This window comes from Streptomyces sp. NPDC051921 (genome assembly GCF_040680975.1).
GTDB lineage: Bacteria > Actinomycetota > Actinomycetes > Streptomycetales > Streptomycetaceae > Streptomyces.
Map to the genome: position 1 here is coordinate 23,696 of NZ_JBFAXU010000025.1, position 22,015 is coordinate 45,710.

Genomic DNA, 22,015 nt, shown 5'->3' on the forward strand with positions numbered 1-22,015 from the left:
GGAGCCGTCCACCGAGGTGATCCGCCGTGCCCCACCCGCCCTTCTCCCCCGAACAGGCCCGCGCCGCCCGTCTGCGCATCGGCCTGACCCCCGAACAGGTCGCCGCAGCCATGGCCCAGTTGGGCCTGCACCGCACACCGACCGCCGTCCTGTCGTGGGAGCAGGGCGCACTGGCCCCTTCGGAGACCGAACTCTTCGCCCTGGCGGACGCGTTGTGGTGCCCGGTGCCGGAACTCATGGCCCTGCGACCCAGGTCCCTGCGCGAACACCGCCTGGCCCGGCGGTTCACCGCCGACCGCCTGGCCGAGCGCATCGGCATGGACGCGCCCACCTACGCCCGTGCCGAGCAGGACCACCACTGGACCGGAGGCAACCGCCAGACCCTCCTCCTCGCGGAAGCCCTGGGTCTGGAGCCCGACCGGCTCCTCCGCGTCATCCGCCGGGCAGGAGACCTCGACGCCCTCCTCCGCCAGGCCGTCGAAGGCCGATGGAAACCGCACGCCGCCCGACTCGCCCGGCTCGTCGACGCCCCCGAACGGCCCGTGGCCCGGGCCCTGCGCACCCTCCACCAGGAGCACGGCCGCTTCAACGAGGCCTACATGGGCCACGTCGTCGCCCGCAGCGACGACACACGCCTCCGCGAGATCGCCACGGAACGCGCCGCCTGGCTGCACGACCTGACCCGGCGCTTCCTCGCCCTCGTGGGCCACGACGACGGGGCCGGGCGCTGAGCGACGGCCCCGCCGCGCCACGGGGAGCGGCGGGGCCGCGCATCCCCCGGCGTCCACGGCGCCGCGCGGTCCGCGCCGCCGGCTCGGCCGAACGCCCCGGCGGCGGGCGGGGCCCGGTTTCCCGGCCGGGGGGACGTGCCGGCGCGACACGACCTCGCTGCCGCCCCGGTGTCGTCACCCGCCGGGCGCCCGGTCCCGGAGATCATGGGGGCATGGGCGTCGTCCTGCCGGTTCTCTTCGCGCTGTGTGCCGCGTTCAGCAACGCGCTGGCCACCGTGCTCCAGCGGCGTGCCGCACTGACCGTCCCGCGGTCGGACTCCTTCCGTCCCGGGCTGATCCTGGACCTGGTGCGGCGTCCTCTCTGGCTCGCCGGCATCCTTGCCGTGATCGTCGCGGGGGTGGGGCAGGCGGCGGCCCTGGCGACGGGCGCGCTGTCCCTCGTGCAGCCGCTGTTCGTGCTCGAACTGCCCCTCGCCCTGTTGATCGCCTCCGTGATGGCCCGCGAACGGTTGCCCGGCCGGCTGTGGGCGGCCGTCGCCGCCGTGGTGTGCGGGCTCGGCGTGGCCCTGCTGGCCGCCTCACCCGCCGGAAACCGCACCCGTGTCGAGCTGGACCGCTGGGTGCCGGCGCTCGTCGTCTGCGCCGTCGCCGTGGTGGCGCTCGCGGCGGCGGGGCTGCGACGGCCGTCGGGCCGGGCGCGGGCGGGCTGCCTCGGCGCGGCGACGGCGATCTGCTACGCGCTGACCGCCGCCCTGATGAAGACCTCCATGCACATCCTCGGGGAGGACGGTCTCGTCGGCTTCCTGACGTCCTGGCAGACCTACGCGTTCTGCGGGGCCGGGATCGCGGCCGTGCTGCTGCTCGAGCACGCCATGCAGGGCGGCCCGCTCGTCGCCTCGCAGCCCGCCCTCACCCTCGGCGACGCCACGGTGAGCCTGACCCTCGGCGTACTGCTCTACGAGGAGCACCTCCGGAGCGGCTGGTGGCTGCTGCCCCAGCTGGCGGGCATCGCGCTGATCGTCGTGGGGGTGTTCGCCCTGGCCCGAAGCGGCGTCAGCTCGGCCTGAGCCGGCGCTCCGGCCGGGCGGACCCGGCGGAGGGCGGCACGGACCGCATGTGCGTCCGGGGACGCGCCCGCTCCGGCGCCGCGCGACGCGGGGAGCGGGCCGGACGTCCGACGACCTGCGCAGTACCCGTAGCGGCGGCCGGAGGGGCCGCGCCGCGGTGCTCGCCCCGGTGACGGGATCCTGGCGTCTCCGCACGGTGCTCACGAGGTGTCGCCAGCCCTTCCCCTCGCAGACTCGCGCAGGGGGGTCGGGCACGGGCGGGGCCGCGAGCGCCACCTCGGGGTGCCGGACGGGCCCGGACCGGCGGAGGTGGCCCGTCGTGCGCGCGGCAGGTGGTGCGCGGGGGAGCCGCACCGGTCGGCGGGGGCGCGGGTGACGACCACGGCCGGCCCGCGGCCTCCCGGCGAACCGCTCCCGGTTGCGGCGCGGCGGGGGAGCGAAACCCTGGAAGGGACCGCAGTCGAGGAGGATCCGCGCATGCCCGCTCTCGACCAGGACCGTGCTGCCGGTGACCGTACCCACCCGGGCCGGGAACACGGCGAGCGGGGTGATGGGACGCCGGTGGACCGGGCGGAGCCCCGTGGGCGGGAACCGCGGCGACGCCCGCGCCCGCTCCGGGCCCTCGTGCTGGACACGGACGGTGTGCTCCTGGACTCGGCCGGTCTGCACGCGAAGGCCTGGAAGACCGCTCTGGACGCCTGCCTGGAGGCCGTGGCGGGCGGCGAGCAGCCACCTTTCGACGCCGACGCCGAGTACCGCCGCTTCGTCGACGGCAGACCCCGCTACGACGGGGCGGCGGCCTTCCTGGCGGCCCGGGGCCTCGGACTCCCGGCGGGAACGCCCCGCGATCCGCCCGGCTGCGCGACGGTCTGGGCGGTCGCCGCGTGCAAGGAACAGGCGTTCCTCGACCTGCTCCGTACGGAAGGGGTCCCCGCCTTCGACGACGCCGGGACCGCTCTCGCGGCCCTGCGCACGGCGGGCGTGCCGTGCGCAGCGGTGTCCGCGTCCCGGCACGCCCGGGCACTGATCCGTGCCGCCGGGCTCTCCGGTCTCCTCACGGTGGTCGTGGACGGCGAGGACGCCGCCCGGCTGGGCCTCGCCGGCAAACCGGACCCCGCGCTCTTCCTGCGCGCGGCCCTGCTCCTCGGCAGCCGCCCGCAGGAGACCGCGGTCGCCGAGGACGCACTCGCCGGGGTCGAGGCGGCGCGTCGCGGAGGTTTCGGTCTCGTCGCCGGCGTCGACCGCACCCCGGTCCGGCGCGCTGCCGCCCCGCTGCGCGAGCAGGGCGCCGACCTCGTGGTTCCCGACCTCACCACGCTGGTCCGGAGCGTGTGGGGCGAGCGCGGATGAGCACCGGCTGGACGTGGAGCTACGACCGGTACGACCCGGACCGCGAGGCGCTGGTCGAAGCCCTCTGCACCCTCGGCAACGGCCGGTTCGCCACCCGGGGCTCCGCACCCGAGTGCACCGCCGACACCACCCACTACCCGGGCACCTACCTCGCAGGCTGCTACGACCGCCGCACCTCTGTCGTCGCCGGTGAGCACGTCGAGAACGAGGACCTCGTCAACCTGCCGAACTGGACACTGCTGCGCTACCGCTGCCTGCCCGACGCCGGACCACCCGGTGACTGGCTGACACCCGACGCCCGGGAACTGCGTCACTACGACGTCCACCTCGACCTGCGCGCGGGTGTGCTCACCCGGCGCCTGTTCTTCGAGGACCCCCGGGGGCGCGGCCTGCGCGTCAGCCACATCCGCGTCGTCCACATGGGCGACCCGCGCCTGGCGGCCCAGTGCACGCTGTTCCGCGCCTACGGCTGGAGCGGAGCCGTCGAGGTGCAGTCCGTCCTCGACGGCGCGGTGACCAACGCCGGAGTCGCGCGCTACCGGCACCTCGACGGGCGTCACCTCGTGGACCACCGGACCGGATTCGGGCTCGACGGCGTCGCCTGGCTCTCCTGCCGCACCACCGCCCCCGGCACACAGGTCGCCCTGGCCGTGCGCACGGTCACCCGCCCCGCTCGACCCGCACGGGCGGTCGTCACGCCGACCGGCACCGTGCAGACGTACCGGCTGCCCGTCCTTCCCCGCCGCTCGGCGATGATCGTGAAGACGCTGGCGCTGCACACCTCGATGGACTGGCCCACCGTCGACCCGCTCTCCGCCGCCGTCGACGTGCTCGCTCGCGCCCCGGCGTTCCCCCGGCTGCTCTCGACGCACAAGGCGGCCTGGGAGCGCGTCTGGGAGCAGGGCGAGTTGCACGTGCCCGGCGAGCCGGGCCGCATCCTGCGGCTGCACGTCTTCCACCTGCTGCAGACGCTCTCCCCGCACACGGCGGACCTCGACGTGGGGGTGCCCGCGCGCGGACTGCACGGCGAGGCGTACCGGGGGCACGTCTTCTGGGACGAGCTCTTCGTCCTGCCCTATCTCGACCTCCACTTCCCCGAGGTGGCCCGGGCGCTGCTCATGTACCGGCACCGCCGCCTGCCGGCCGCCCGCGCCGCAGCCCGCCTCGCCGGTCGTCAAGGGGCGATGTACCCCTGGCAGAGTGCCGGTTCGGGCCGGGAGGAGACGCAGGTCATGCACCTCAACCCGCGCTCGGGACGCTGGCTGACCGACCACTCCCGGCTCCAGCGTCATGTGGGCTCGGCCGTCGCGTACAACGTCTGGCGGTACGCCCAGGCCACCGGTGACCGCGGATTCCTCCACTCCGCCGGGGCCGAGATCCTCCTCGACGTGGCCCGCTACTGGGCCGGGGCCGCCGTCCTCGACCCGGCGACCGGCCGCTACCGCATCCACGGGGTCGTGGGACCGGACGAATTCCACGACGCCTATCCCGATGCCGCGACCCCCGGGATCGACGACAACGCCTACACCAACGCGACAGCCGCGTGGGTGCTCTCCCGGGGCCTCGACCTGCTCGGCGAACTGCCCGATGCCCGGCGGGGAGAGCTGCGGGACGCGCTCGCACTCGACGACGAGGAGGTCGCCCGCTGGGTCGACGTCTCGCACCTCCTGCACGTCCCCTTCCACCAGGGCGTGGTGAGCCAGTTCGAGGGCTACGGGGACCTGGCGGAGCTCGACTGGGAGGCGTACCGGACCCGGTACGGCGACATCCGAAGGCTCGACCGGATCCTCGAGGCCGAGGGCGACACGGTCAACCGCTACCAGGCGTCGAAGCAGGCCGACACCCTCATGCTCGGCTACCTCTTCCGCCCCGAGGAGTTGTACGGCCTGTTCCGCCGACTGGGCTACCGGCTGGACGACGAGACGTGGCGCTCGACCGTCTCGTACTACCTGCGGCGCACCAGCCACGGATCGACGCTCAGCAGTCTCGTCCACGGCTGGGTGCTGGCCCGGCAGAAGGGAGCCGGAGCCTGGCGCTACTGCGAGGAGGCCCTGCTCGCCGACGTGGCCGACGTACAGGGCGGAACGACCGGCGAGGGCATCCACCTCGGCGCCATGGCGGGCACGATCGACCTGGTCGAGCGCGGGATCACCGGCCTGGAGACGGGACCGGAAGGGCTGCGGGTGGCTCCGGTGCCCCTCGCGGAGATCCCGCGGTTCACCTTCACCGTGTGCTGCGGCCGTCATCGAGGGGTGCGCCTGCGGATGCTCCCCGGCCGGCTGGCCGTCCGTGTGCCCGCCTCGCCCGAGGGCCCGCTCCCCGTGGTGCTCCCTGGCGGACGGCGCGTGACGGTCGCCCCCGGACAGGAGCGGTGGTTCCGTCTGTGAGCGCAGGGTCAGCCGGGGGCCGGCCCCGGCGGGAGGGGAGCCTCGCCGAGCACGGAACGGCGGATCTCCTCCTCGATCTCGTCGTCCGCACGGAGGCGCAGCCGGCGGCCGCCGGCGCCGCGGCGAGCCGAGGGGACGCGAAAGAGCTCGTCCGGGACGTCCTCGTCGGTGTGCGCATCCAGTGTCCGCCGCGCGCGACGGCGGCCGGGAGGGCCGGACGGTCCCCCGTCCCGTACCCCTCGGCCGCCGTCCGGGCCGTCGGCACACGGGGCGGCGGACCCGGCGCGACGTGCGGTCCGCCGGGTGTGGCCTGCACGATGGACGAGGGGGCGCGCGGGCCACGACCGCAGGACGTCGTCCCAGGAAGGCGGCCATGAGCAGAGGACTGTCCCCGCTGGGTGTGCCGTCGGGCGTGGAGTCCACGGCGGTTCTGGACGGGCTGTTCGGCCAGTCCCCGATCGGTCTCGCCGTCTACGACACCGAGCTGCGGCTGGTACGGGTCAACCCCGCGCTGGAGCGGATGCGGGGCGTCCCCGCCGAGGAGGTCCTCGGACGGCATGCCCGCGACCTGCTCCCCGGTCCGCAGTCCGACGAGGTGGAGCGGCGGCTCCGTACGGTGCTGGAGACCGGTGAGCCCGTGCAGACGGTCGAGCACTCCGGCCGGGAGAGCGCCGGCAGCCCGGAGGGCGAGCGGGTCTGGTCGGTCTCCTCCTTCCGGCTGGCGGCGCCTTCCGGACGGGTGCTCGGTGTGGCGTCAGCCGTCGTCGACATCACCGACCGCCACCGGGCGCAACGACGCCTGGCTCTGCTCAGTGAGGCCGGCGAGCGCATCGGATCCACCCTCGACGTCACCGTGACCGCGGGGGAACTGACCGAGGTCATGGTTCCCGAGCTGGCCGACTTCATGGCCGTCGACCTCCTGGAGGGTGTCGCCAGGGGCGAGGAACCGCCCTCGGGTCCGGTGCCCGGCGCGGCCGTCCTCCGGCGCGCGGCGATCCGCTCGGTGCTCGCCCACGCGCCCGAGGCGACGCACCCGGTGGACGCGCTGATCACCTACCATCCGGACACCCCGCAGGCACGCAGCATGGTCACCGGCGCACCGCGGCTGATCCCGGTGCTCGCCGAGGACGCCGACTGGCTGGCCCGCCGTCCCGAGCAGGCCGCGAAGATCCTCGGAGCGGGTGTGCACTCCGTGATGACGCTGCCGTTGCGGGCCCGTGACGTCACCCTCGGGCTGGCCCACCTCTACCGGTGGCAGCGGCCGGAACCGTTCCACGCGGACGACCTGGCCCTCGCCGCGGAGCTGGTCGCGCGAGCCGCCCTGTGCCTGGACAACGCCCGCCGCTACACCCGTGAGCACCAGGACGTGCTCACCCTGCAGACGGGTCTGCTGGAGAGCGGCGTGCCCGAGCCGAGCGCACTGGAGGCCGCACACCGCTACCTCCCGGCCCGCGCCCATGCCGGCGTCGCGGGCGACTGGTTCGACGTCATCCCCCTCTCCGGGGCCCGGGTCGGGCTGGTGGTCGGCGACGTCAGCGGCCGTGGGCTCGTCGCGGTCACCCGTGCGGCCCGGCTGCGTACGGCTGTTCGCACGCTGGCCTGGTCGGACCTGCCGCCCGAGGAACTGCTCACCCGCCTCGACGAGCTGATGCGGCGTACGCAGGAGTTCCAGCAGGCGGCCGGCGATCCCGCCGAGGCCGTCGCGACCTGCCTGTACGCCGTCTACGACCCCGTCTCCGGCGGCTGCTCGGCGGCCAGCGCCGGGCATCTGCCGCCGGTCGTCGTCCGCCCGGGAGGCGCGGCGGAACTCCTCAGGATGCCGGTCGGGCCCACGCTGGGGTTCGGCGGGCTGCCGTTCGAGGCCGCCGACGTCGACCTGCCGGAAGGCAGCCTCGTGGCCCTGTTCACCGACGGCCTCGTCCACAGTCGCGGAGGCGATGTCGACAGCTCGCTGAGCAGGCTGTGCGAGGCCCTGGTCCAGCCGCACGCGCAGCTGGACGCACTCGCCCGGACGTCCGCCGACGCCGCGCTCCCCTCCGCCGCGCGGGAGGACGACGCCGTGCTCCTCCTGGCCCGTACCCGCCTCCTGGCCGAGGACCGCGTCGCCACCTGGGACCTGCCCAGCGACCCCGCCGTCGTCGCGAAGGCCCGCGCCCTGACGGAGCGCCGACTCACCTCGTGGCACCTGGGAGAGATCGCCTTCACGACCGAGCTGATCGTCAGCGAGCTGGTCACCAACGCGATCCGCTACGGGAACCCGCCGATCCGGCTGAGGCTCATCCACGACCGCTCGCTCATCTGCGAGGTGTCCGACACCGCCGCCACCTCTCCTCACCTGCGCCACGCCGCGACCACGGACGAGGGAGGCCGCGGCCTGTTCATGGTCGCCCAGCTGGCGGACTCCTGGGGCACCCGCTACACGAGCACCGGCAAGACGATCTGGACCGCGCAGGCCGGGAAGCCGGTCTCCGGACGCTGACCGCCCCCGCCGTCGGACCAGGGCGCCGGGCCGGCCTCCGCGGTCGGCGCAGCCCCCGGAGCCGCGGGGCGCCGGGGCTCCGCGGTCGTGGCGCCGGACCGGCCGCCGCGGGCGGCGGAGATCAGCGCCGCCCCCCCCGTGCGGACGGAGGAAGACCCACGGGGCCGTGCGACGGTCGGGGCGGTCCGGCACATCGACGCCCGGGAGTCGGCGTGCCGGATCAGAGGCGGACGACGACGAGTGCGATGTCGTCGCGGGCGCCGCCGGCCACACCGAGCCGCCCCAGCAGGGCATCGGCCAGCCGCTCGGGGCCGAGCTCGCTCAGGGCCGCCACGGCGGTGGTGAGCCGCTCCAGGCCGGTGTAGATGTCCTCATGGCGGCGTTCGATCAACCCGTCGGTGTAGAGGACGAGGGTGTCGCCCGGGCGGTAGGCGGTGCCGGCCTGGGGCCGGGGGACGTGCTCGGGCCTCGCTCCCAGCGGCGGGTCGGTGGCCTGGTCCAGCAGCTCGCAGGTGCCGTCCATGTGCAGCAGGACCGGCGGAGGGTGTCCGGCGCTGGAGTAGACGAGCAGCCTGGAGCGGGTGTCCACGAGCGTGGTGACGGCGGTCGCGGCGAGGGCTCCGACGACGGAGCGGGCGTACATGCCCAGCACCTCCAGGGCCTGGGCGGGCCCGGACGCCGCCCGGCTGGCCGCGGACAGGGCGCTGCGCAACATGCCCATGACGGTGGCGGCCTCCAGACCGTGACCGACCACGTCACCGACGGCGACGGTGAACCGCCCCTCGGGCAGGTCGACGGTGTCGTACCAGTCGCCGCACACGTTCAGCGAGCCGATCGCGGGCAGGTAGCGCACCGCGACGTCGTTGTGGCGGGCCAGATCGGGGGAGTGCAGCATCGCCTCCTGCAGGGTGACCGCGATCTCCCGCTCCCGGGCGTGGGCCGCCCGCAGCTCCTCGTTCAGCCGCTGGAGCTCCCGCGCCCGAGCGTACAGCTCGGCCTCCATGCCCTCCTCGCGTTCGCTCAGCCGCACGCCCTCGCCTTGAGGCCGGAAGCGGCGGGAGCGCATGAACGCGGTGACGTCCTCCACCCGGTGGATGATCAACGCGACCCGCCCGTCCGGTCCTTCGACCGGCGTGTTGACCGGGGACCACCAACGCTCTTCGAAGCCGCCTGGCGGCTGCACCACGGGGATGTCGTACTTCTGCACCGCCATGGTGTCGGTCTCGCCCGTGGCCAGCACCCGTCCCAGCGACGCCCCGAGGTTGCGCACCCCGTCCGCCTCCGGATCGGCAGGGTTGTCCGGGAAGGCGTCGAACAGGTGCCGGCCGACCAGGTCCTCCCGGGTCCGGCCGGTCGCCCGCAGGTACGCCTCGTTGACGTCCACGATCACCAGGTCCGGCGCCAGCACCAGATACGGGCTCGGCGTCGCCGCGAACAACGCTCTGTAGTCAATGATCACGGGCTACCGGCTCCTCGTTCCCAGGCGCACCTCAGCCGCCAACGTACGCACGCCCCCGGCCGTCCGCGCGGCGAGCACACCCGTCCGCGGCCGCACGCCGATCCGGGCACGGCCGCCCACCGGCCGCCGTGCGCCATCCGGGTGCGCCATCCGGGAGTGGCGCACGCCTCCACGGACGAGCACGGCCGGTGGGGGGAGTCCGCCCGGTCGGTCGGCGCGGATGACGGAACCCTTACGGCCCGTCGCGGGAACGGGCGCCACAAGGCCGGAGTCCGTAGCGTGCCCGCCATGCGCGTACTCGTCACAGGCGGAGCCGGGTTCATCGGCTCGCACGTCGTCGGTTCACTGGCGTCCGCAGGGCACGAACCCGTTCTCTTCGACCTCCTGCTCCCCGAGGCCCATCCCACGGCCCCCGATCTGCCGGACGCCGAGTTCGTACGGGGGGACGTCCGGGACGCGGACGCCGTGCGCCGTGCGCTGCGCGGCATCGACGCGGTGTGCCACCAGGCGGCGATGGTGGGCCTCGGGAAGCACTTCGCGGACGCGCCGGCCTACGTGTCGTGCAACGGCCTCGGCACGGCGGTCCTTCTGGCCACCATGGCCGAGACCGGGGTACGACGTCTCGTGCAGGCGGGGTCGATGGTGGTCTACGGGGAGGGGCGCTACGAGTGTCCGTGCCACGGGCCGGTCCGGCCGGGGCCGCGTGCCGTGGAGGACCTCGAATCCGGCCGGTTCGAGCCGCGCTGCCCGCGCTGCGGGGCCGATCTGGTGCCGGGCCTGGTCAGCGAGGACGCGCCCGCCGACCCGCGCAACGTGTACGCGACGACCAAGCTGGCCCAGGAGCATCTGGCCGCTGCGTGGGCCCGGGCCGAGGGCGGGCGCGCGGTCTCGCTGCGCTACCACAACGTGTACGGGCCCGGGATGCCGCGCGACACCCCGTACGCGGGGGTGGCGTCCTTCTTCCGGTCCGCGCTGGCTCGCGGTGAGGCTCCGCGGGTGTTCGAGGACGGTGGCCAGCGGCGGGACTTCGTCCACGTCCGGGACGTCGCCCGGGCGAACGCGGCCGCGCTGGCCGCACTCGGGGAGACGGCGGCAGGCGGGCACGCCGCCTACAACGTCGGCAGCGGGGAACCGCATACGGTCGGGGAGATGGCGGCGGCACTCGCCGCGGCGCACGGCGGCCCCGAGCCGGTGGTGACGGGCGAGTTCAGGCTCGGCGACGTCCGGCACATCACGGCCGACTCCTCCCGCCTGCGCCGTGACCTGGGATGGCGTCCGACCGTCGGCTTCGCCGAAGGCATGGCCGACTTCGCCCGTGCCCCGCAGCGTGCCCCGGCGGCAGCGGTGTGACGCCGGCCGCCCCGGCCGGCTGTGCGGTCCTGGCCGGCCGTGCGGTCCTGGCCGGCCGTGGGCGGGAGGCCCTCCCACGGGGCCGCGAGTCCGGGCGGGGGCACCCGGCACGCGCTGCCCGCGCGGTTCGCGGCGCCGGCCGGCGGCCGAACCCGGGCCGCGCCGACGGCCGGCCGGTCGTCGTGGCGGTGGTCAGCCGGTTGTCGTGGCGGCGAGCGGAAGGGTCACCTCGAAGCGGCAGCCGCCCGGCACGTTGCGGACCTCGGCCCGTCCGGCGTGGGCTTCGACGATGCCGCGGACGATCGCGAGCCCGAGTCCGGCGCCGGCCGGGGGAGTACGGGCCGGGCTGCCGCGCCAGCCGGTGTCGAAGACCCTCGCCAGGTCCTCCTCCGGGATGCCGCCGCAGCCGTCGGTGACGGACAGCACCGCGGCGTCGGCGTGACGGTCGACGGCCACGGCGACGGTGCCGTCGGCCGGGGTGTGGCGGATGGCGTTGACGAGCAGGTTGGCCAGGACCCGGGTCATCTCCTTCCCGTCGACGTCCACCGGAACGTGGGCGAAGCCCTCACCGGACAGCCGCACCCCGCACTCTCGAGCCACGGGGTCGGCGCCCAGCAGGGCGTCGGCGGCCAGGTCGCGCAGGGAGACCCGGCTGGGGCTCAGCTCCAGCGCTCCGGCGTGGATGCGGGAGAGCTCGAAGAGGTCGCCGACCATGGTGTCGAGCCGCTCGACCTCCGTACGGATCTGGCGGTGGTAGCGGCCGGGATCGGCGGCCACCCCGTCCTCGAGCGCCTCGGCCATGGCCCGCAGCCCGGCGAGAGGGGTGCGCAGGTCGTGCGACATCCAGGCGACCAGCTCCCGGCGGGAGCTCTCCAGGGCGCGCTCGCGTTCCCGGGAGGCGGCCAGTCGGGCGCTGGTGGCGGCCAGTTCGCGGCCGAGTTCGGCCAGTTCCGCGGTGGCCCTGGCCGGTGGGGCGGCGAAGCTGCCCTCCGTGCCGAAGTCGCGGGCGGCCCGGGTGAGGTCGCGGCTGCGGGCGACGACCCAGCGGCCCAGCAGCAGCGCGGTGGCCAGGGAGACGGCCGCGGCCATGGCGACGACCAGGGTGACGACGGTCAGGTCGTGCGGCGAGAGGAACATCGCCCACGCCACGGCGAGGGTGCCGGCGAGCATCGCGGTCACGGTGACGGCGGCGACGACGGCCAGGGACACGGCGACCGACCGGTGACGGACCAGGCGCAGCGCCATGGCTCCGAGGACGCCCGCGCAGGCCGCGCCGCCGAAGGCGAACAGGACGATCAACAGGACGTCCTTCACCGCGGATCTCCCTCGGCGGGTACGTCGAAGCGGTAGCCGACGCCCCAGACGGTCCGGATGAGCCGGGGCGCCGCCGGATCGTCCTCGATCTTGGCCCGCAGCCGCCGGACGTGGACGGTGACGGTGGACAGGTCCCCGAAGTCCCAGCCCCACACGTCCCGCATCAGCTGCTCCCGGCCGTGCGCCGTGCCGGGGTGCGAGAGGAAGTGCGCGAGCAGGTCGAACTCCCGCAAGGTGAGCGTGAGTTCCATGCCGTGCCTGGTGGCGATGCGGGTCTCGGGATCGAGCCGGATGCCGGCGCCGCGCAGGACCGCACGCCGCTGCTCCGCCGGCACCGCGGCGCGGCTGCGGCGCAGCACGGACTCGACCCTCAGGACGAGTTCGCGAGGGCTGAACGGCTTGGTGACGTAGTCGTCCGCGCCCAGTTCCAGGCCCGCGATCCGGTCGTCCTCGTCCCCACGTGCCGTCAGCATGATCACGGGTACGGGGCGGTCGGCGCGCAGGCGGCGGCACACCTCCAGTCCGTCGACGCCCGGCAGCATCCGGTCGAGGACGACCAGGTCGGGGCGTTCCCGGGCGGCCCGGTCCAGGGCGGTGGGGCCGTCGGCGGCGTGGCAGACGGTGTGTCCGGCTCGGTGGAGGTAGCCGGTGACGACCTCGGCGACGGTCGGGTCGTCGTCGACGACGAGGATCCGGGCGGGTGGCAGGGGCGTACTCATGGCGCCAGCCTCGCACCTGAGGCCTGGCGCTGTCCTCGGCCGGGGTGCCCGTCCGGGCGACGTCCGTGTTTCGTAAGGAGTCGATGTCCGCCATGGCCGCCGAGAGTTCCTACGGTGGCAGACGTGACCGATTGCCCCGTGGACGTCACCGTGGACGTCGTCCTTCCCTGTCTGAACGAGGCCGAGGCACTGCCCTGGGTCCTCACCCGCATCCCCGCCGGCTGGCGGGCCCTGGTCGTGGACAACGGGTCCACCGACGGCTCCGCCGACGTCGCCCGCTCCTTCGGCGCCACCGTGGTGCCGGAGTCCCGGCGCGGTTTCGGCGCCGCCTGCCACGCCGGACTGCTGGCCGCCGCCGCCGAGTTCGTCTGCTTCTGCGACTGCGACGCCTCCCTCGACCCCGGCCTGCTGACCGGGTTCGTCCGGACCGTCGCAGCGAACGGGGCGGACCTCGTCCTCGGCCGCCGCCGGCCCCAGGTTCGGGGTGCCTGGCCGTCGCACGCCCGCGCCGGGAACCTGGCCCTGTCCCGGATGCTGCGCCGCCGCACCGGGCTGCGCCTGCACGACCTCGGGCCGCTGCGGGCGATGCGGCGCGAGGCCCTTCTCGGCCTGGACCTCACCGACCGACGCTCCGGCTACCCGCTCCAGATGGTCGTCCGGGCCGCGGACGCCGGCTGGCGGATCCGGGAGGAGGCCGTGCCCTACCTGCCCCGGGCCGGGAAGTCCAAGGTCACCGGGACCTGGCGGGGCACCTGGCACGCGGTCCGCGACATGCGCGCCGTCCTCGCCGAACCTCCCCGCGCGACCGTCCTCGGAGGTGCACGATGACGACCCTGCTCGTGATCGCCAAACAACCCCGCCCCGGCCGGGTGAAGACCCGTCTCACCCCGCCCTTCACCCCTGACGAGGCGGCGGCCCTCGCCGAGGCGGCGCTGGCCGACACCCTCGACGCCGTGGCCGCGACCCCGGCCGACCGGCACCTCCTGGTGCTCCAGGGCGACCGCGGGCCGTGGCTGCCGCCCGGCTTCGAGGTCCTGCCCCAGTGCGCCGGCGGCCTCGACGAGCGCCTCGCCGCCGCCTTCGCCGCTTGCGCCGGCCCGGCTCTGCTCATCGGCATGGACACCCCGCAGGTCACTCCCGCCCTCCTGGCGCCCGCCCTCGCCTTCGACCGGTGCGACGCCTGGTTCGGCCCGGCAGCCGACGGCGGATTCTGGGCCCTGGGCCTCGCCGCACCCGACCCCGCGCTGGTGCTCGGCATCCCCATGTCCGTACCGGAGACCGGAGCCGTGCAGTACGCACGTCTGCGCGCGGCCGGGCTGCGGACCGCCCTGCTGCCGTGCCTGCGGGACGTCGACACGGCAGCCGACGCCGCAGCAGTGGCGGCCCGGCTCCCGGCGGGACGCTTCGCGGCGCTGCACCGGCGCCTCACCGCCGGCGTACGGGCTGCGCGATGACCGCGTCCGCCGTCCCGCACGCCCGCACGGCCCCGGGGGCGGCGTGGCGGGACGAGCCGTACGCCCGGGCCCTGCGGGCCGGGCGGGGCCCGCTCTTCCTGCGCCGCACGGATGGCTGGCTGCTGCCCCTGGAGGTCGAACGCTGGTGCGCTGACGCGGACGCCGCGGACAGCAGCGTGCTCGCCCGGTGCCGGGGTGCCGTCCTCGACATCGGCTGCGGCCCGGGCAGGCTCGTGACCGCGCTGGCGGGGCGCGGCCACCGGGCGCTCGGCATCGACGTGAGCCCGGCCGCGGTGACCAGCACCGTGCGCCGGGGCGGCAGCGCCCTGTGCCGGTCGGTGTTCGAGCGCCTGCCCGGGGAGGGACGCTGGAACACCGCCCTGCTCGTCGACGGGAACATCGGCATCGGCGGCGACCCCGCGGCCCTGCTGCGCCGGACCGCCGATCTTCTGGCCCCCGGTGGACGACTGATCGCGGAGGCCGCGGCGCTCGACGTGGACGAGCGCTGCGAGGTACGGCTCGACGACGGGAACGGCGGACTCGGTACGGCCTTCTCCTGGGCCCGGCTGGGGTCCGAGGCCCTGGCACGCCACGCCGAGACCGCCGGCTGGCGGATCGGCCACACTTGGTCGGCCGTCGGCCGCCACTTCGCCGAACTCGCCCGCGTTCCCGGACCTCAGCCCCTGGGCGGGGCCTGACGGGACCGCGCCCTCCGCGCCCGCCGCCACAGCTGCGGCAGGACCACCAGAGCCACGGCGGCCGCCGTCACGAGCGCCAGGACGACCAGCAGATTGCGCGCGTAGGGGAGGGGGAGCGCCGACGGATTCGGCGGCGCACCCGGCCGGAGCAACAGCGGCAGGGTGACCAGCACCAGCGCCCCGCAGACGATCAGCGTCCCGCGGACCACCGGGCGGGCCGGCACCGCCGCCACCAGCAGACCGGCGGCGAGCACCAGCGGGGCGAGCACCGCGTCGTGCAGCACCACGGCACCCGCCAGCCACACCAGCGCGTCGTACGGGTCGGGCTGCGCCGCGAGATGCCACGCGCCGACCCCGACCAGGCACACGCCGAGCCCACCCAGGACCCACCGCGTCACGGAGACGGACCCGAACACCGAAGACCTCACAGCACCTCCAGCCGGGTGACCCACTTGGTCTGCAGCACCCCGGGCCGGTTCGGCGCGATGATCCGGGCCGGGTACCCGTGGTCCATCGACAGCACCTCGCCGTTCAGCCGGAGCGCCAGCACCGTCAGAGGGTCCTCGGCGTACTCCCGGCCCATCTCCATCACCCGGTACGCCCCGGCCACCTCCAGCGACACCACCCGCAGCCCGGAGCCGCGCACGGCCCCGGCCCGCCCCAGCAGGTCACGGATCCGCACCCCGCTCCACCGGGCGTCCACGCTCCAGCCCTCCACGCACGCGATCGGCAGCCGGGCCTCCGCCTGCGGCAGCGCTCCCAGCTCCGCGAGGGACAGCCGGTAGGGTCTCGGCCCGAGCACCTCCAGGTGCCAGTCCCGTACGGCGGAACCGGTCACCCCCGCCGCGGCAGCCGTGCGGTTGACCGGCAGTCCCTGCGGCCCGTGGCCCGGGTGACGGGGTGCCAGCAGATCGAGGGAGGCCAGCGGGGTGAAGGACTGACCGACCGTCGTCACGGTCACCGCCCCCACGGCCGCCCCCACCCCGAGCAGCAGCGCCCGCCGGTCCGGGCCGTCCCGCTCCTCGTCAGGCAGCGCGAGGGTACCGACGGACCGACGGCTCCAGTGGGCCCGGATGTCGGGGGCCTTGACCGCGAGGTGAAGCAGGACGGACCCCGCGGCGATCCAGGCGACGGCGTAGTGGACGGGCACGAACGAGAACGGCCACGGATACCACTCGGCGATGTTGAGCAGCCCGGTGAACACCTGGAAGACGGCCGAGGCCACGAGCACGGCCACGGAGAGCCGCTCCAGCCCGTGTCGCACCGACCGCACCGGCGGCCACACGAACAGCCGGGGGTAGACGGCCCACAGTTTCGCCAGGAGCAGCACGATCGCGGCGAGCCCGGCCGCGACGTGCAGTCCCTGTGTCAGCCGGTAGCCCCACACGGGCCGCGCGGGCAGATGATCTGCCAGCCACCCCGGCGGCTGCTGCAGGAAATGGCTGACCAGCCCGGTCAGAAAGCACACGGCGAACGCCGTGCCCAGCCAGCGCCCCACCACGGTGGCGGTCCGCGCGTCGTGCAGCCGCCCGGAGAAAGCGGGGGGCCGGAGCGAGGCCGGCCGCAGCCCCGGCGTGCTCGGCGACGGCAACCGGAAGGTCGGCAGTCTCAGGCGCCGACCGAATCGAGATCCCATGGCCCCATGCAACCGCGCGGACCGGCCACGCAGACCGCTCCGACACCTTACGAAACGCGGACGCCGTGCCGCGCCACGCGCCCCGCGGCCCCGCGGGCTGCCAGGGTGGCGGCGTGACCCACCCGCCCACCACAGCCGACGCCACAGCACCGAAGGCCGCGCGCCGGGCGACCGCGACCGCGTCCGTCCTGACGGTCGTGCTCACCACGGCCACCGCCTCGACCATCCGCCAGGACGGGTACGTCACCGACCCGGTCGGCCTGTCCTTGCGGTACGCCGTGTGCTGGGTCCTGTTCGCGGCAGCCGTCATGGCCCTGCGCCACGCGCCGGCCCGCCACACCGCCGCGCTCGTCCTCGCGGGGAGCGTCGCCATGGCCGCGACCGGGCTGCTCGCCCCGCCGAGCACGAGCACCGACTCCTTCCGCTACGCCTGGGACGGGCGGGTGCAGGCCGCGGGCATCTCCCCGTACGACCACGCCCCCGCCGACCCCGCCCTCGTCCCGCTCCGCGACACCTGGCTCTTCCCCACCGGGCCCACCTGCGGCCGTCCGGACCTCACGCCGGTCTCCGGTGGTGTCTGCACCCGGATCAACCGTCCTCAGGTGCACACCATCTACCCGCCGGCCGCAGAGCTCGCCTTCCTCCTCGTGCACACCGCCTCCCCGGACGGAGCACGTCACCAAGGACTCCAGACAGCCGGGGCCGTCCTCGCCGTGGCCGTCACCCTCCTGCTGCTGCGCATCCTCCGCGATCGCGGCGACCCGCGCACCGCCGCCTACTGGGCCTGGTGCCCGGCCGTCCCCCTCGAAGCGGTCAACAACGCCCACGTCGACACCCTCGCCGTACTCCTGTCCGTCGCCGCGCTCGGCCTGACGGCCCGCCACCGTCCATGGGGTGGCGCTCTCCTGGGCCTCGCGACCGCCGTCAAATTCCTGCCGGCCGTCCTGCTCCCCGGCATCCTGTCGGGCGTACGCCGTCCACGGGAGGTTGCGGCCACCCTGGTGCCCGTCGCCGCGGTCCTGGCCGTGCTCTACCTCCCGTACGCCTACCTCTCCCACTCCTCCGTCCTCGGCTACTTGGGCGGGTACGCCGAGGAAGAGGGCTACCAGGACCCGTCCTCCGGAAACCGCTACGCCCTCCTGCGCCTGGTCCTGCCCGACTCCTGGGCCGTGCCCGCCGTGATCGCGGGCATGCTCACCGTCAGCCTGTACGTGATCCGCCGCGGCGACCCCGGACGCCCTTGGAGCGGAGCACTCCTCGTGACCGGAACCGCTTTCCTCCTGACGACCCCGGGCTACTCCTGGTACGCCCTGCTCCTCATCGCCCTCGTGGCGCTCGACGGCCGCTGGGAGTGGCTCGCCGTCGCCGTCGCCGGCGCGGCCTGCTACGTCACAGCCCGTGCCGTCCCCGGCGCGGGCACGATCGCGTACCCCGCCGCCGCGCTGGCCGTCGCCGTGGTGTCGGCCGTTCGCACCGGTCGTCCGCCCGTCGCGTCGCGCGTACGAGGCTGAGGGTCCTCGCCGGCCGCCTCTTCGGTGCGTGACCCACGTCACATTCGCTTCCTGTCAGGAATCAGGGCGCTGTCCCGCTCAAGTCACCGGAAGCGAGCGAAACGACAGGAGCGAGACATGAAGCACCGCATCGTCGTCCTCGGCGCCGGCTACGCCGGGGCCTATGTGGCCGGGACCCTGGCCCGCCGGCTGTCCCCGGCGGACACCGAGATCACCGTGGTCAACGCCGAGCCGGACTTCGTGCAGCGGTTGCGGCTGCACCAGCTCGCGGCCGGCCAGGAGATCGCGGCCCCCCAGCTCACCGACGTCTTCGCGGGCACGGCGATACGACTGCGCCTGGCGCGCGTCACCGCCGTCGACCCCGAGCGCCGGGCCGTCGCGGTGGCCGACGCCGACGGCGGCGGTGAGCTCGGCTACGACACGCTCCTCTACGCGCTCGGCAGCCACGGCGCCGACCACGGCGTCCCCGGCGTGGCCGAGCACGCCTTCGACGTGGCCGGTCGGCCCTCCGCGCTGCGCCTGCGCGAGCGCCTGGACAGCCTGAGCAACGCGGACGGAGGCGGGAGCGTGCTGGTCGTCGGCGACGGTCTGACGGGCATCGAGACCGCCACCGAGATCGCCGAATCCCGGCCCGGCCTGTCGGTCACGCTGGTCGCCCGCGGCGAGCTGGGCGCCCCGCTCGCCACCGGAGCCCGCCGTCACCTGCGCCGCGCCTGCGAGCGGCTCGGCATCACCGTCCTGGAGCACACCGCCGTCGAAGCCGTCGAAGCCACGCGGGTGCTGTGCGCCGACGGCACCGCCCTGGCCTCCGACGCGACCGTGTGGACGGCCGGATTCGCGGTCACCCCCATCGCCGCCGCGAGCGGGCTGGAGGTCACCGAGAACGGGCGGATCGTCGTCGATCGCACCATGCGCTCGGTCTCGCACCCGAGCGTCTACGCCGCCGGCGACAGCGCCTACGCCATCGGCGACAACGGCCGACCGCTGCCGATGTCCTGCGCCTCGGCCGGCTACACCGGCCGGCAGGCCACGGACGCGATCGTGGGACGCCTGACGGGCCGGGAGGTCGCGGACACCAAGCTGGAGTACGTGGGCAACCACATCAGCCTCGGGCGGCGGGACGGGATCCTGCAGATGGTCGACGGCGAAGGGCGGGCGAAGCCGAAGTACGTGGGCGGCCGGAAGGCCGCGCGGATCAAGGCGGGCATCGTCAGGATGTCGCTGTGGGCCACCGCCCACCCGACCTTCGGCCTGCCCAAGCGCCGACACCGCCTGGCCGCCGCACCGGACGCGTCCCGCGCCGAGAAGGCGAGCGCGTAGCGGGGTCCCCCCTCACCATCGGAATCGGCGCCCTAGGGTGGTCGCATGGACAGCACCGCAGCTGAGCGCTTCGACATCAGCCGGTTCGAGGCCGGCCGCAACCGGCTGGCCTCGCTGGCGTACCGGCTACTGGGCTCCGCCACCGACGCCGAAGACGCGGTGCAGGACGCGTTCCTGCACTGGCAGGCCGCGGACCGGCAGCGGATCAACGTGCCGGAGGCATGGCTGACCAAGGTCGTCACCAACCTGTGCCTGGACCGGCTCCGCTCGGCCCAGGCCCGCCGTGAACGCACCGCCGGTGCCTGGTTGCCCGAACCGCTGCTCGACGGCGATGCGTTGCTCGGCCCGGCCGACACCTTCGAGCAGCGCGAGTCGGTCTCCCTGGCGGTGCTGATGCTCATGGAGCGCCTGTCTCCCCTCGAACGGGCCGTCTACGTCCTGCGCGAGGCGTTCGCCTACAGCCACGCCGAGATCGCCGAGATCCTCGACATCACCGAGTCCGGCAGCCAGCAGCACCTCCACAGGGCCCGCCGCCGCATCACCGCGGCGCGCCGCGGCGGCGGCGAAGTCGACCCTGCATCCGCCCGCAGGATCGTCGAGGAGTTCCTCGCCGCAGCCTCCTCGGGGCGCACCGAGCAACTGGTGGCGCTGCTCACCGACGACGCGACCGCGATCTCCGACGGCGCCGGCGGCCTGGCCGAGAAGCTGCTGCGGTACGACACGCCGCGGCGCATCGCCGCCGTCGTACGGGCCGGCTTCAAGCCCACACCCGCGAAGCGGCGACTGGCGGGCGGTACGCCTGCCCTCCACTACGCGCCCGTCAACGGCGCCCCCGCCATCCTCTTCGTGCTCGACGACCGGGTCATCGGCGCCGTGACGTTCGACGTCGCCGGCGGCAAGATCTCGACCGTGCGCGGCATCGCCGCCCCCGCTCGCCTCGTCCGCCTCAGCGAGGCCTGGCGGCGGCACGGACCGGACACGCCGCTCGTCGCCCAGTGGTGACCCGACCCCGTCCAGGCCACGGCCGCCCTGCACTTACCCGTGCGCCGACGCAAAGGAATGTCCCACCAGGGCTTCGGCGGCGGTTTTCCTCGGTCGCACATGAGGAAGTTCCGTGCCATGCCCCGATGGGCCGGAACGGCGCGGACGGCAGGGGCACTCGCGGCGGTTTCTTCGAGAATCAGGTGCCGGAGTTGTCGACGAACCCGACGACATCGAGATATTCGATGGTGGGCGGGACGCCATAAACGCCCGTCACCTTGTCGACGAGCTCCTCCGTGAAAAAGGCGCGGGCCTTCTCCTCGTCGTCCCACACGTAGAAGTTCCTCGCCCGACCACCGTCTTCGTCCAGCATGAAGCTCTTGAAGCGAAGGCCGGCCATTCCTTCGAACGGTCCCCGGAGTTCGTCGGCGATCCTGGCGACGGTGGAACGATCGAACTTGTCGGTCTGCGCGAAAGTCACGAGCACGCCGATCATCGGGCCTCCTGCCGATTGGGTGGGCGAACGGTCGATCGAGTGGTACTAGCGGCGGAGCCTAGTACACGCGGCCGGGATTTCCGGTGGTTGGACCGCGCGTCGGAGATGCGGCTCGCGGCCGGTGATGCGTGCCCGTCTTGCGCCGAGCTTTGCGCACGTGAACGCGCCGTGGCCCCGGCCGATGACGTAAGCCTTTCGTCATCGGGCCGGACCTCCCGCCCGTGCTCCGCGTCGCGTTGGATGGCCCGGAGAAGACGTGAGGTCCGAAGGAGGTGCGCCGTGGGGCGCGTCATGAAGAAGCAGTGGTGGGCGGGGGCGGCGGTCGTCACCGCGGTCCTCGTGGTGGCGGGGCTGGTGTGGTTCAAGCCCTGGGCGCTGTGGGTGGACGAGACCGTCAACGAGGCGCTGCCCTCCCCGGCCACGCCGACGGCGACGGTGCCCACGGGCCCGTCGTCCCCCGCGACCGTGACGCCGTCCACGGCACCCGTCGGCCCGACCACCGTGGCACAGGGCTCGTTCGTGAGCCACGAGCACACGACGACCGGTACGGTGAAGATCATCCGGCTCGCGGACGGCACCCACACGCTCCGCCTCGAAGGCCTCGACACGAGCAACGGCCCCGACCTGCGCGTCTGGCTGAGCGATGCGCCGGTGAAGGAAGGGACGGCCGGCTGGCGCGTCTTCGACGACGGGAAGCACGTCAACCTTGCCAAGCTCAAGGGGAACAAGGGCGACCAGAACTATCCGCTGCCGGCGGACCTCGACGTGTCGGCGTACACGAGCGTGAGCATCTGGTGCGACCGCTTCGACGTTTCGTTCGGCGCTGCGGAGATCGTCCGCACCTGACACCGTACGAGGGACGTGGCGGTGCCGAGTCCTCGACCCGTACCGCCGACCAGACGAAGTCGGCGCTGTTCCGGGCCACTTCTCCCCCCGGTGGGACGGCACGGACGGCACACCCGGGTCCAGGCGCCGACGGTGCCTACCGCCGGCGCGTCCGCGTGAAGGACGGCGACACGTCCTCCGCCTGGACGGCGTGGTGCTCCTTCACCGTCGAGCGCGG

19 protein-coding genes are annotated in these 22,015 nt (G+C 74.5%); 13 read left to right on the forward strand and 6 right to left on the reverse strand.

What is annotated here, in order from left to right; all coding sequences use genetic code 11:
• The first annotated feature begins 26 nt into the window (after positions 1–26).
• The 5 genes from AB0M16_RS28945 to AB0M16_RS28965 all read left to right on the forward strand — a co-directional run bounded on the left by AB0M16_RS28945 (position 27) and on the right by AB0M16_RS28965 (position 8,014).
• Entirely contained in the window at positions 27–731 is a 705-nt protein-coding gene (locus tag AB0M16_RS28945; protein ID WP_365348043.1) for a helix-turn-helix transcriptional regulator, read from the forward strand.
• Positions 732–943: 212 nt separating this feature from the next.
• Positions 944–1,798: a DMT family transporter gene (locus AB0M16_RS28950; RefSeq protein ID WP_365348045.1), complete on the forward strand. Its 855-nt coding sequence runs from the start codon at positions 944–946 to the stop codon at positions 1,796–1,798.
• A gap of 477 nt (positions 1,799–2,275) precedes the next feature.
• Positions 2,276–3,148 carry an HAD-IA family hydrolase gene (locus AB0M16_RS28955; RefSeq protein WP_365348047.1) on the forward strand — a complete coding sequence of 291 codons (873 nt, stop codon included), beginning with the start codon at positions 2,276–2,278 and terminating at the stop codon, positions 3,146–3,148.
• A complete protein-coding gene (locus AB0M16_RS28960; protein WP_365348049.1) occupies positions 3,145–5,535 on the forward strand; it encodes a glycoside hydrolase family 65 protein in 2,391 nt (796 codons plus the stop codon). The genes AB0M16_RS28955 and AB0M16_RS28960 overlap by 4 nt, the downstream gene beginning before the upstream one ends.
• 373 nt (positions 5,536–5,908) lie before the next feature.
• The gene (locus AB0M16_RS28965; RefSeq protein ID WP_365348051.1) at positions 5,909–8,014 is read left to right on the forward strand and encodes a SpoIIE family protein phosphatase; all 2,106 of its coding nucleotides are present in this window, start codon (positions 5,909–5,911) and stop codon (positions 8,012–8,014) included.
• A 220-nt stretch (positions 8,015–8,234) separates the two neighbouring features.
• On the opposite strand, the gene AB0M16_RS28970 is transcribed toward AB0M16_RS28965, so the two are convergent.
• Complete coding sequence (locus tag AB0M16_RS28970; protein ID WP_365348053.1) at positions 8,235–9,473, reverse strand: SpoIIE family protein phosphatase; 1,239 nt, start codon at positions 9,471–9,473, stop codon at positions 8,235–8,237.
• Positions 9,474–9,761: 288 nt separating this feature from the next.
• Between AB0M16_RS28970 and AB0M16_RS28975 the strand changes: the two genes are divergently transcribed.
• Positions 9,762–10,823 (forward strand): NAD-dependent epimerase/dehydratase family protein, encoded by a 1,062-nt coding sequence (locus AB0M16_RS28975; protein WP_365348055.1) that lies wholly within the window; start codon positions 9,762–9,764, stop codon positions 10,821–10,823.
• Positions 10,824–11,015: 192 nt separating this feature from the next.
• Here AB0M16_RS28975 and AB0M16_RS28980 read toward each other — a convergent pair whose 3' ends face one another.
• On the reverse strand, positions 11,016–12,137 hold the full coding sequence (locus tag AB0M16_RS28980; RefSeq protein WP_365348057.1) for a HAMP domain-containing sensor histidine kinase: 1,122 nt from the start codon (positions 12,135–12,137) through the stop codon (positions 11,016–11,018).
• The gene (locus tag AB0M16_RS28985; protein WP_365348059.1) at positions 12,134–12,856 is read right to left on the reverse strand and encodes a response regulator transcription factor; all 723 of its coding nucleotides are present in this window, start codon (positions 12,854–12,856) and stop codon (positions 12,134–12,136) included. The genes AB0M16_RS28980 and AB0M16_RS28985 overlap by 4 nt, the downstream gene beginning before the upstream one ends.
• Positions 12,857–12,979: 123 nt before the next feature.
• Here AB0M16_RS28985 and AB0M16_RS28990 point away from each other — a divergent pair, with 123 nt between their 5' ends.
• The 3 genes from AB0M16_RS28990 to AB0M16_RS29000 are packed head-to-tail and all read left to right on the forward strand — an operon-like array spanning position 12,980 to position 15,008.
• A complete protein-coding gene (locus tag AB0M16_RS28990; protein WP_365348061.1) occupies positions 12,980–13,684 on the forward strand; it encodes a glycosyltransferase family 2 protein in 705 nt (234 codons plus the stop codon).
• Positions 13,681–14,310: a DUF2064 domain-containing protein gene (locus AB0M16_RS28995; RefSeq protein ID WP_365348063.1), complete on the forward strand. Its 630-nt coding sequence runs from the start codon at positions 13,681–13,683 to the stop codon at positions 14,308–14,310. The genes AB0M16_RS28990 and AB0M16_RS28995 overlap by 4 nt, the downstream gene beginning before the upstream one ends.
• A complete protein-coding gene (locus AB0M16_RS29000; RefSeq protein WP_365348065.1) occupies positions 14,307–15,008 on the forward strand; it encodes a class I SAM-dependent methyltransferase in 702 nt (233 codons plus the stop codon). Before AB0M16_RS28995 ends, AB0M16_RS29000 begins: the two co-directional genes overlap by 4 nt.
• On the opposite strand, the gene AB0M16_RS29005 is transcribed toward AB0M16_RS29000, so the two are convergent.
• Together AB0M16_RS29005 and AB0M16_RS29010 are read right to left on the reverse strand one after the other, a co-directional pair.
• On the reverse strand, positions 14,987–15,406 hold the full coding sequence (locus AB0M16_RS29005) for a hypothetical protein (RefSeq protein WP_365348067.1): 420 nt from the start codon (positions 15,404–15,406) through the stop codon (positions 14,987–14,989). The two genes, AB0M16_RS29000 and AB0M16_RS29005, sit on opposite strands and share 22 nt — an antisense overlap.
• 26 nt (positions 15,407–15,432) lie before the next feature.
• Positions 15,433–16,644 carry a molybdopterin-dependent oxidoreductase gene (locus AB0M16_RS29010; protein ID WP_365348069.1) on the reverse strand — a complete coding sequence of 404 codons (1,212 nt, stop codon included), beginning with the start codon at positions 16,642–16,644 and terminating at the stop codon, positions 15,433–15,435.
• Between the two features lie 113 nt (positions 16,645–16,757).
• Here AB0M16_RS29010 and AB0M16_RS29015 point away from each other — a divergent pair, with 113 nt between their 5' ends.
• From AB0M16_RS29015 to AB0M16_RS29025, 3 genes are all read left to right on the forward strand, one after another.
• Complete coding sequence (locus tag AB0M16_RS29015) at positions 16,758–18,155, forward strand: glycosyltransferase family 87 protein (protein ID WP_365348071.1); 1,398 nt, start codon at positions 16,758–16,760, stop codon at positions 18,153–18,155.
• Between the two features lie 117 nt (positions 18,156–18,272).
• Complete coding sequence (locus AB0M16_RS29020; protein ID WP_365348073.1) at positions 18,273–19,475, forward strand: FAD-dependent oxidoreductase; 1,203 nt, start codon at positions 18,273–18,275, stop codon at positions 19,473–19,475.
• A gap of 45 nt (positions 19,476–19,520) precedes the next feature.
• Positions 19,521–20,477 (forward strand): sigma-70 family RNA polymerase sigma factor, encoded by a 957-nt coding sequence (locus AB0M16_RS29025; RefSeq protein WP_365348075.1) that lies wholly within the window; start codon positions 19,521–19,523, stop codon positions 20,475–20,477.
• Positions 20,478–20,655: 178 nt separating this feature from the next.
• Here the strand turns inward: AB0M16_RS29025 and AB0M16_RS29030 are convergent, their stop codons facing one another.
• Positions 20,656–20,952 (reverse strand): hypothetical protein, encoded by a 297-nt coding sequence (locus AB0M16_RS29030; RefSeq protein WP_365348076.1) that lies wholly within the window; start codon positions 20,950–20,952, stop codon positions 20,656–20,658.
• A 291-nt stretch (positions 20,953–21,243) separates the two neighbouring features.
• Here AB0M16_RS29030 and AB0M16_RS29035 point away from each other — a divergent pair, with 291 nt between their 5' ends.
• Positions 21,244–21,798 (forward strand): DM13 domain-containing protein, encoded by a 555-nt coding sequence (locus AB0M16_RS29035; protein ID WP_365348237.1) that lies wholly within the window; start codon positions 21,244–21,246, stop codon positions 21,796–21,798.
• Positions 21,799–22,015 lie beyond the last annotated feature (217 nt).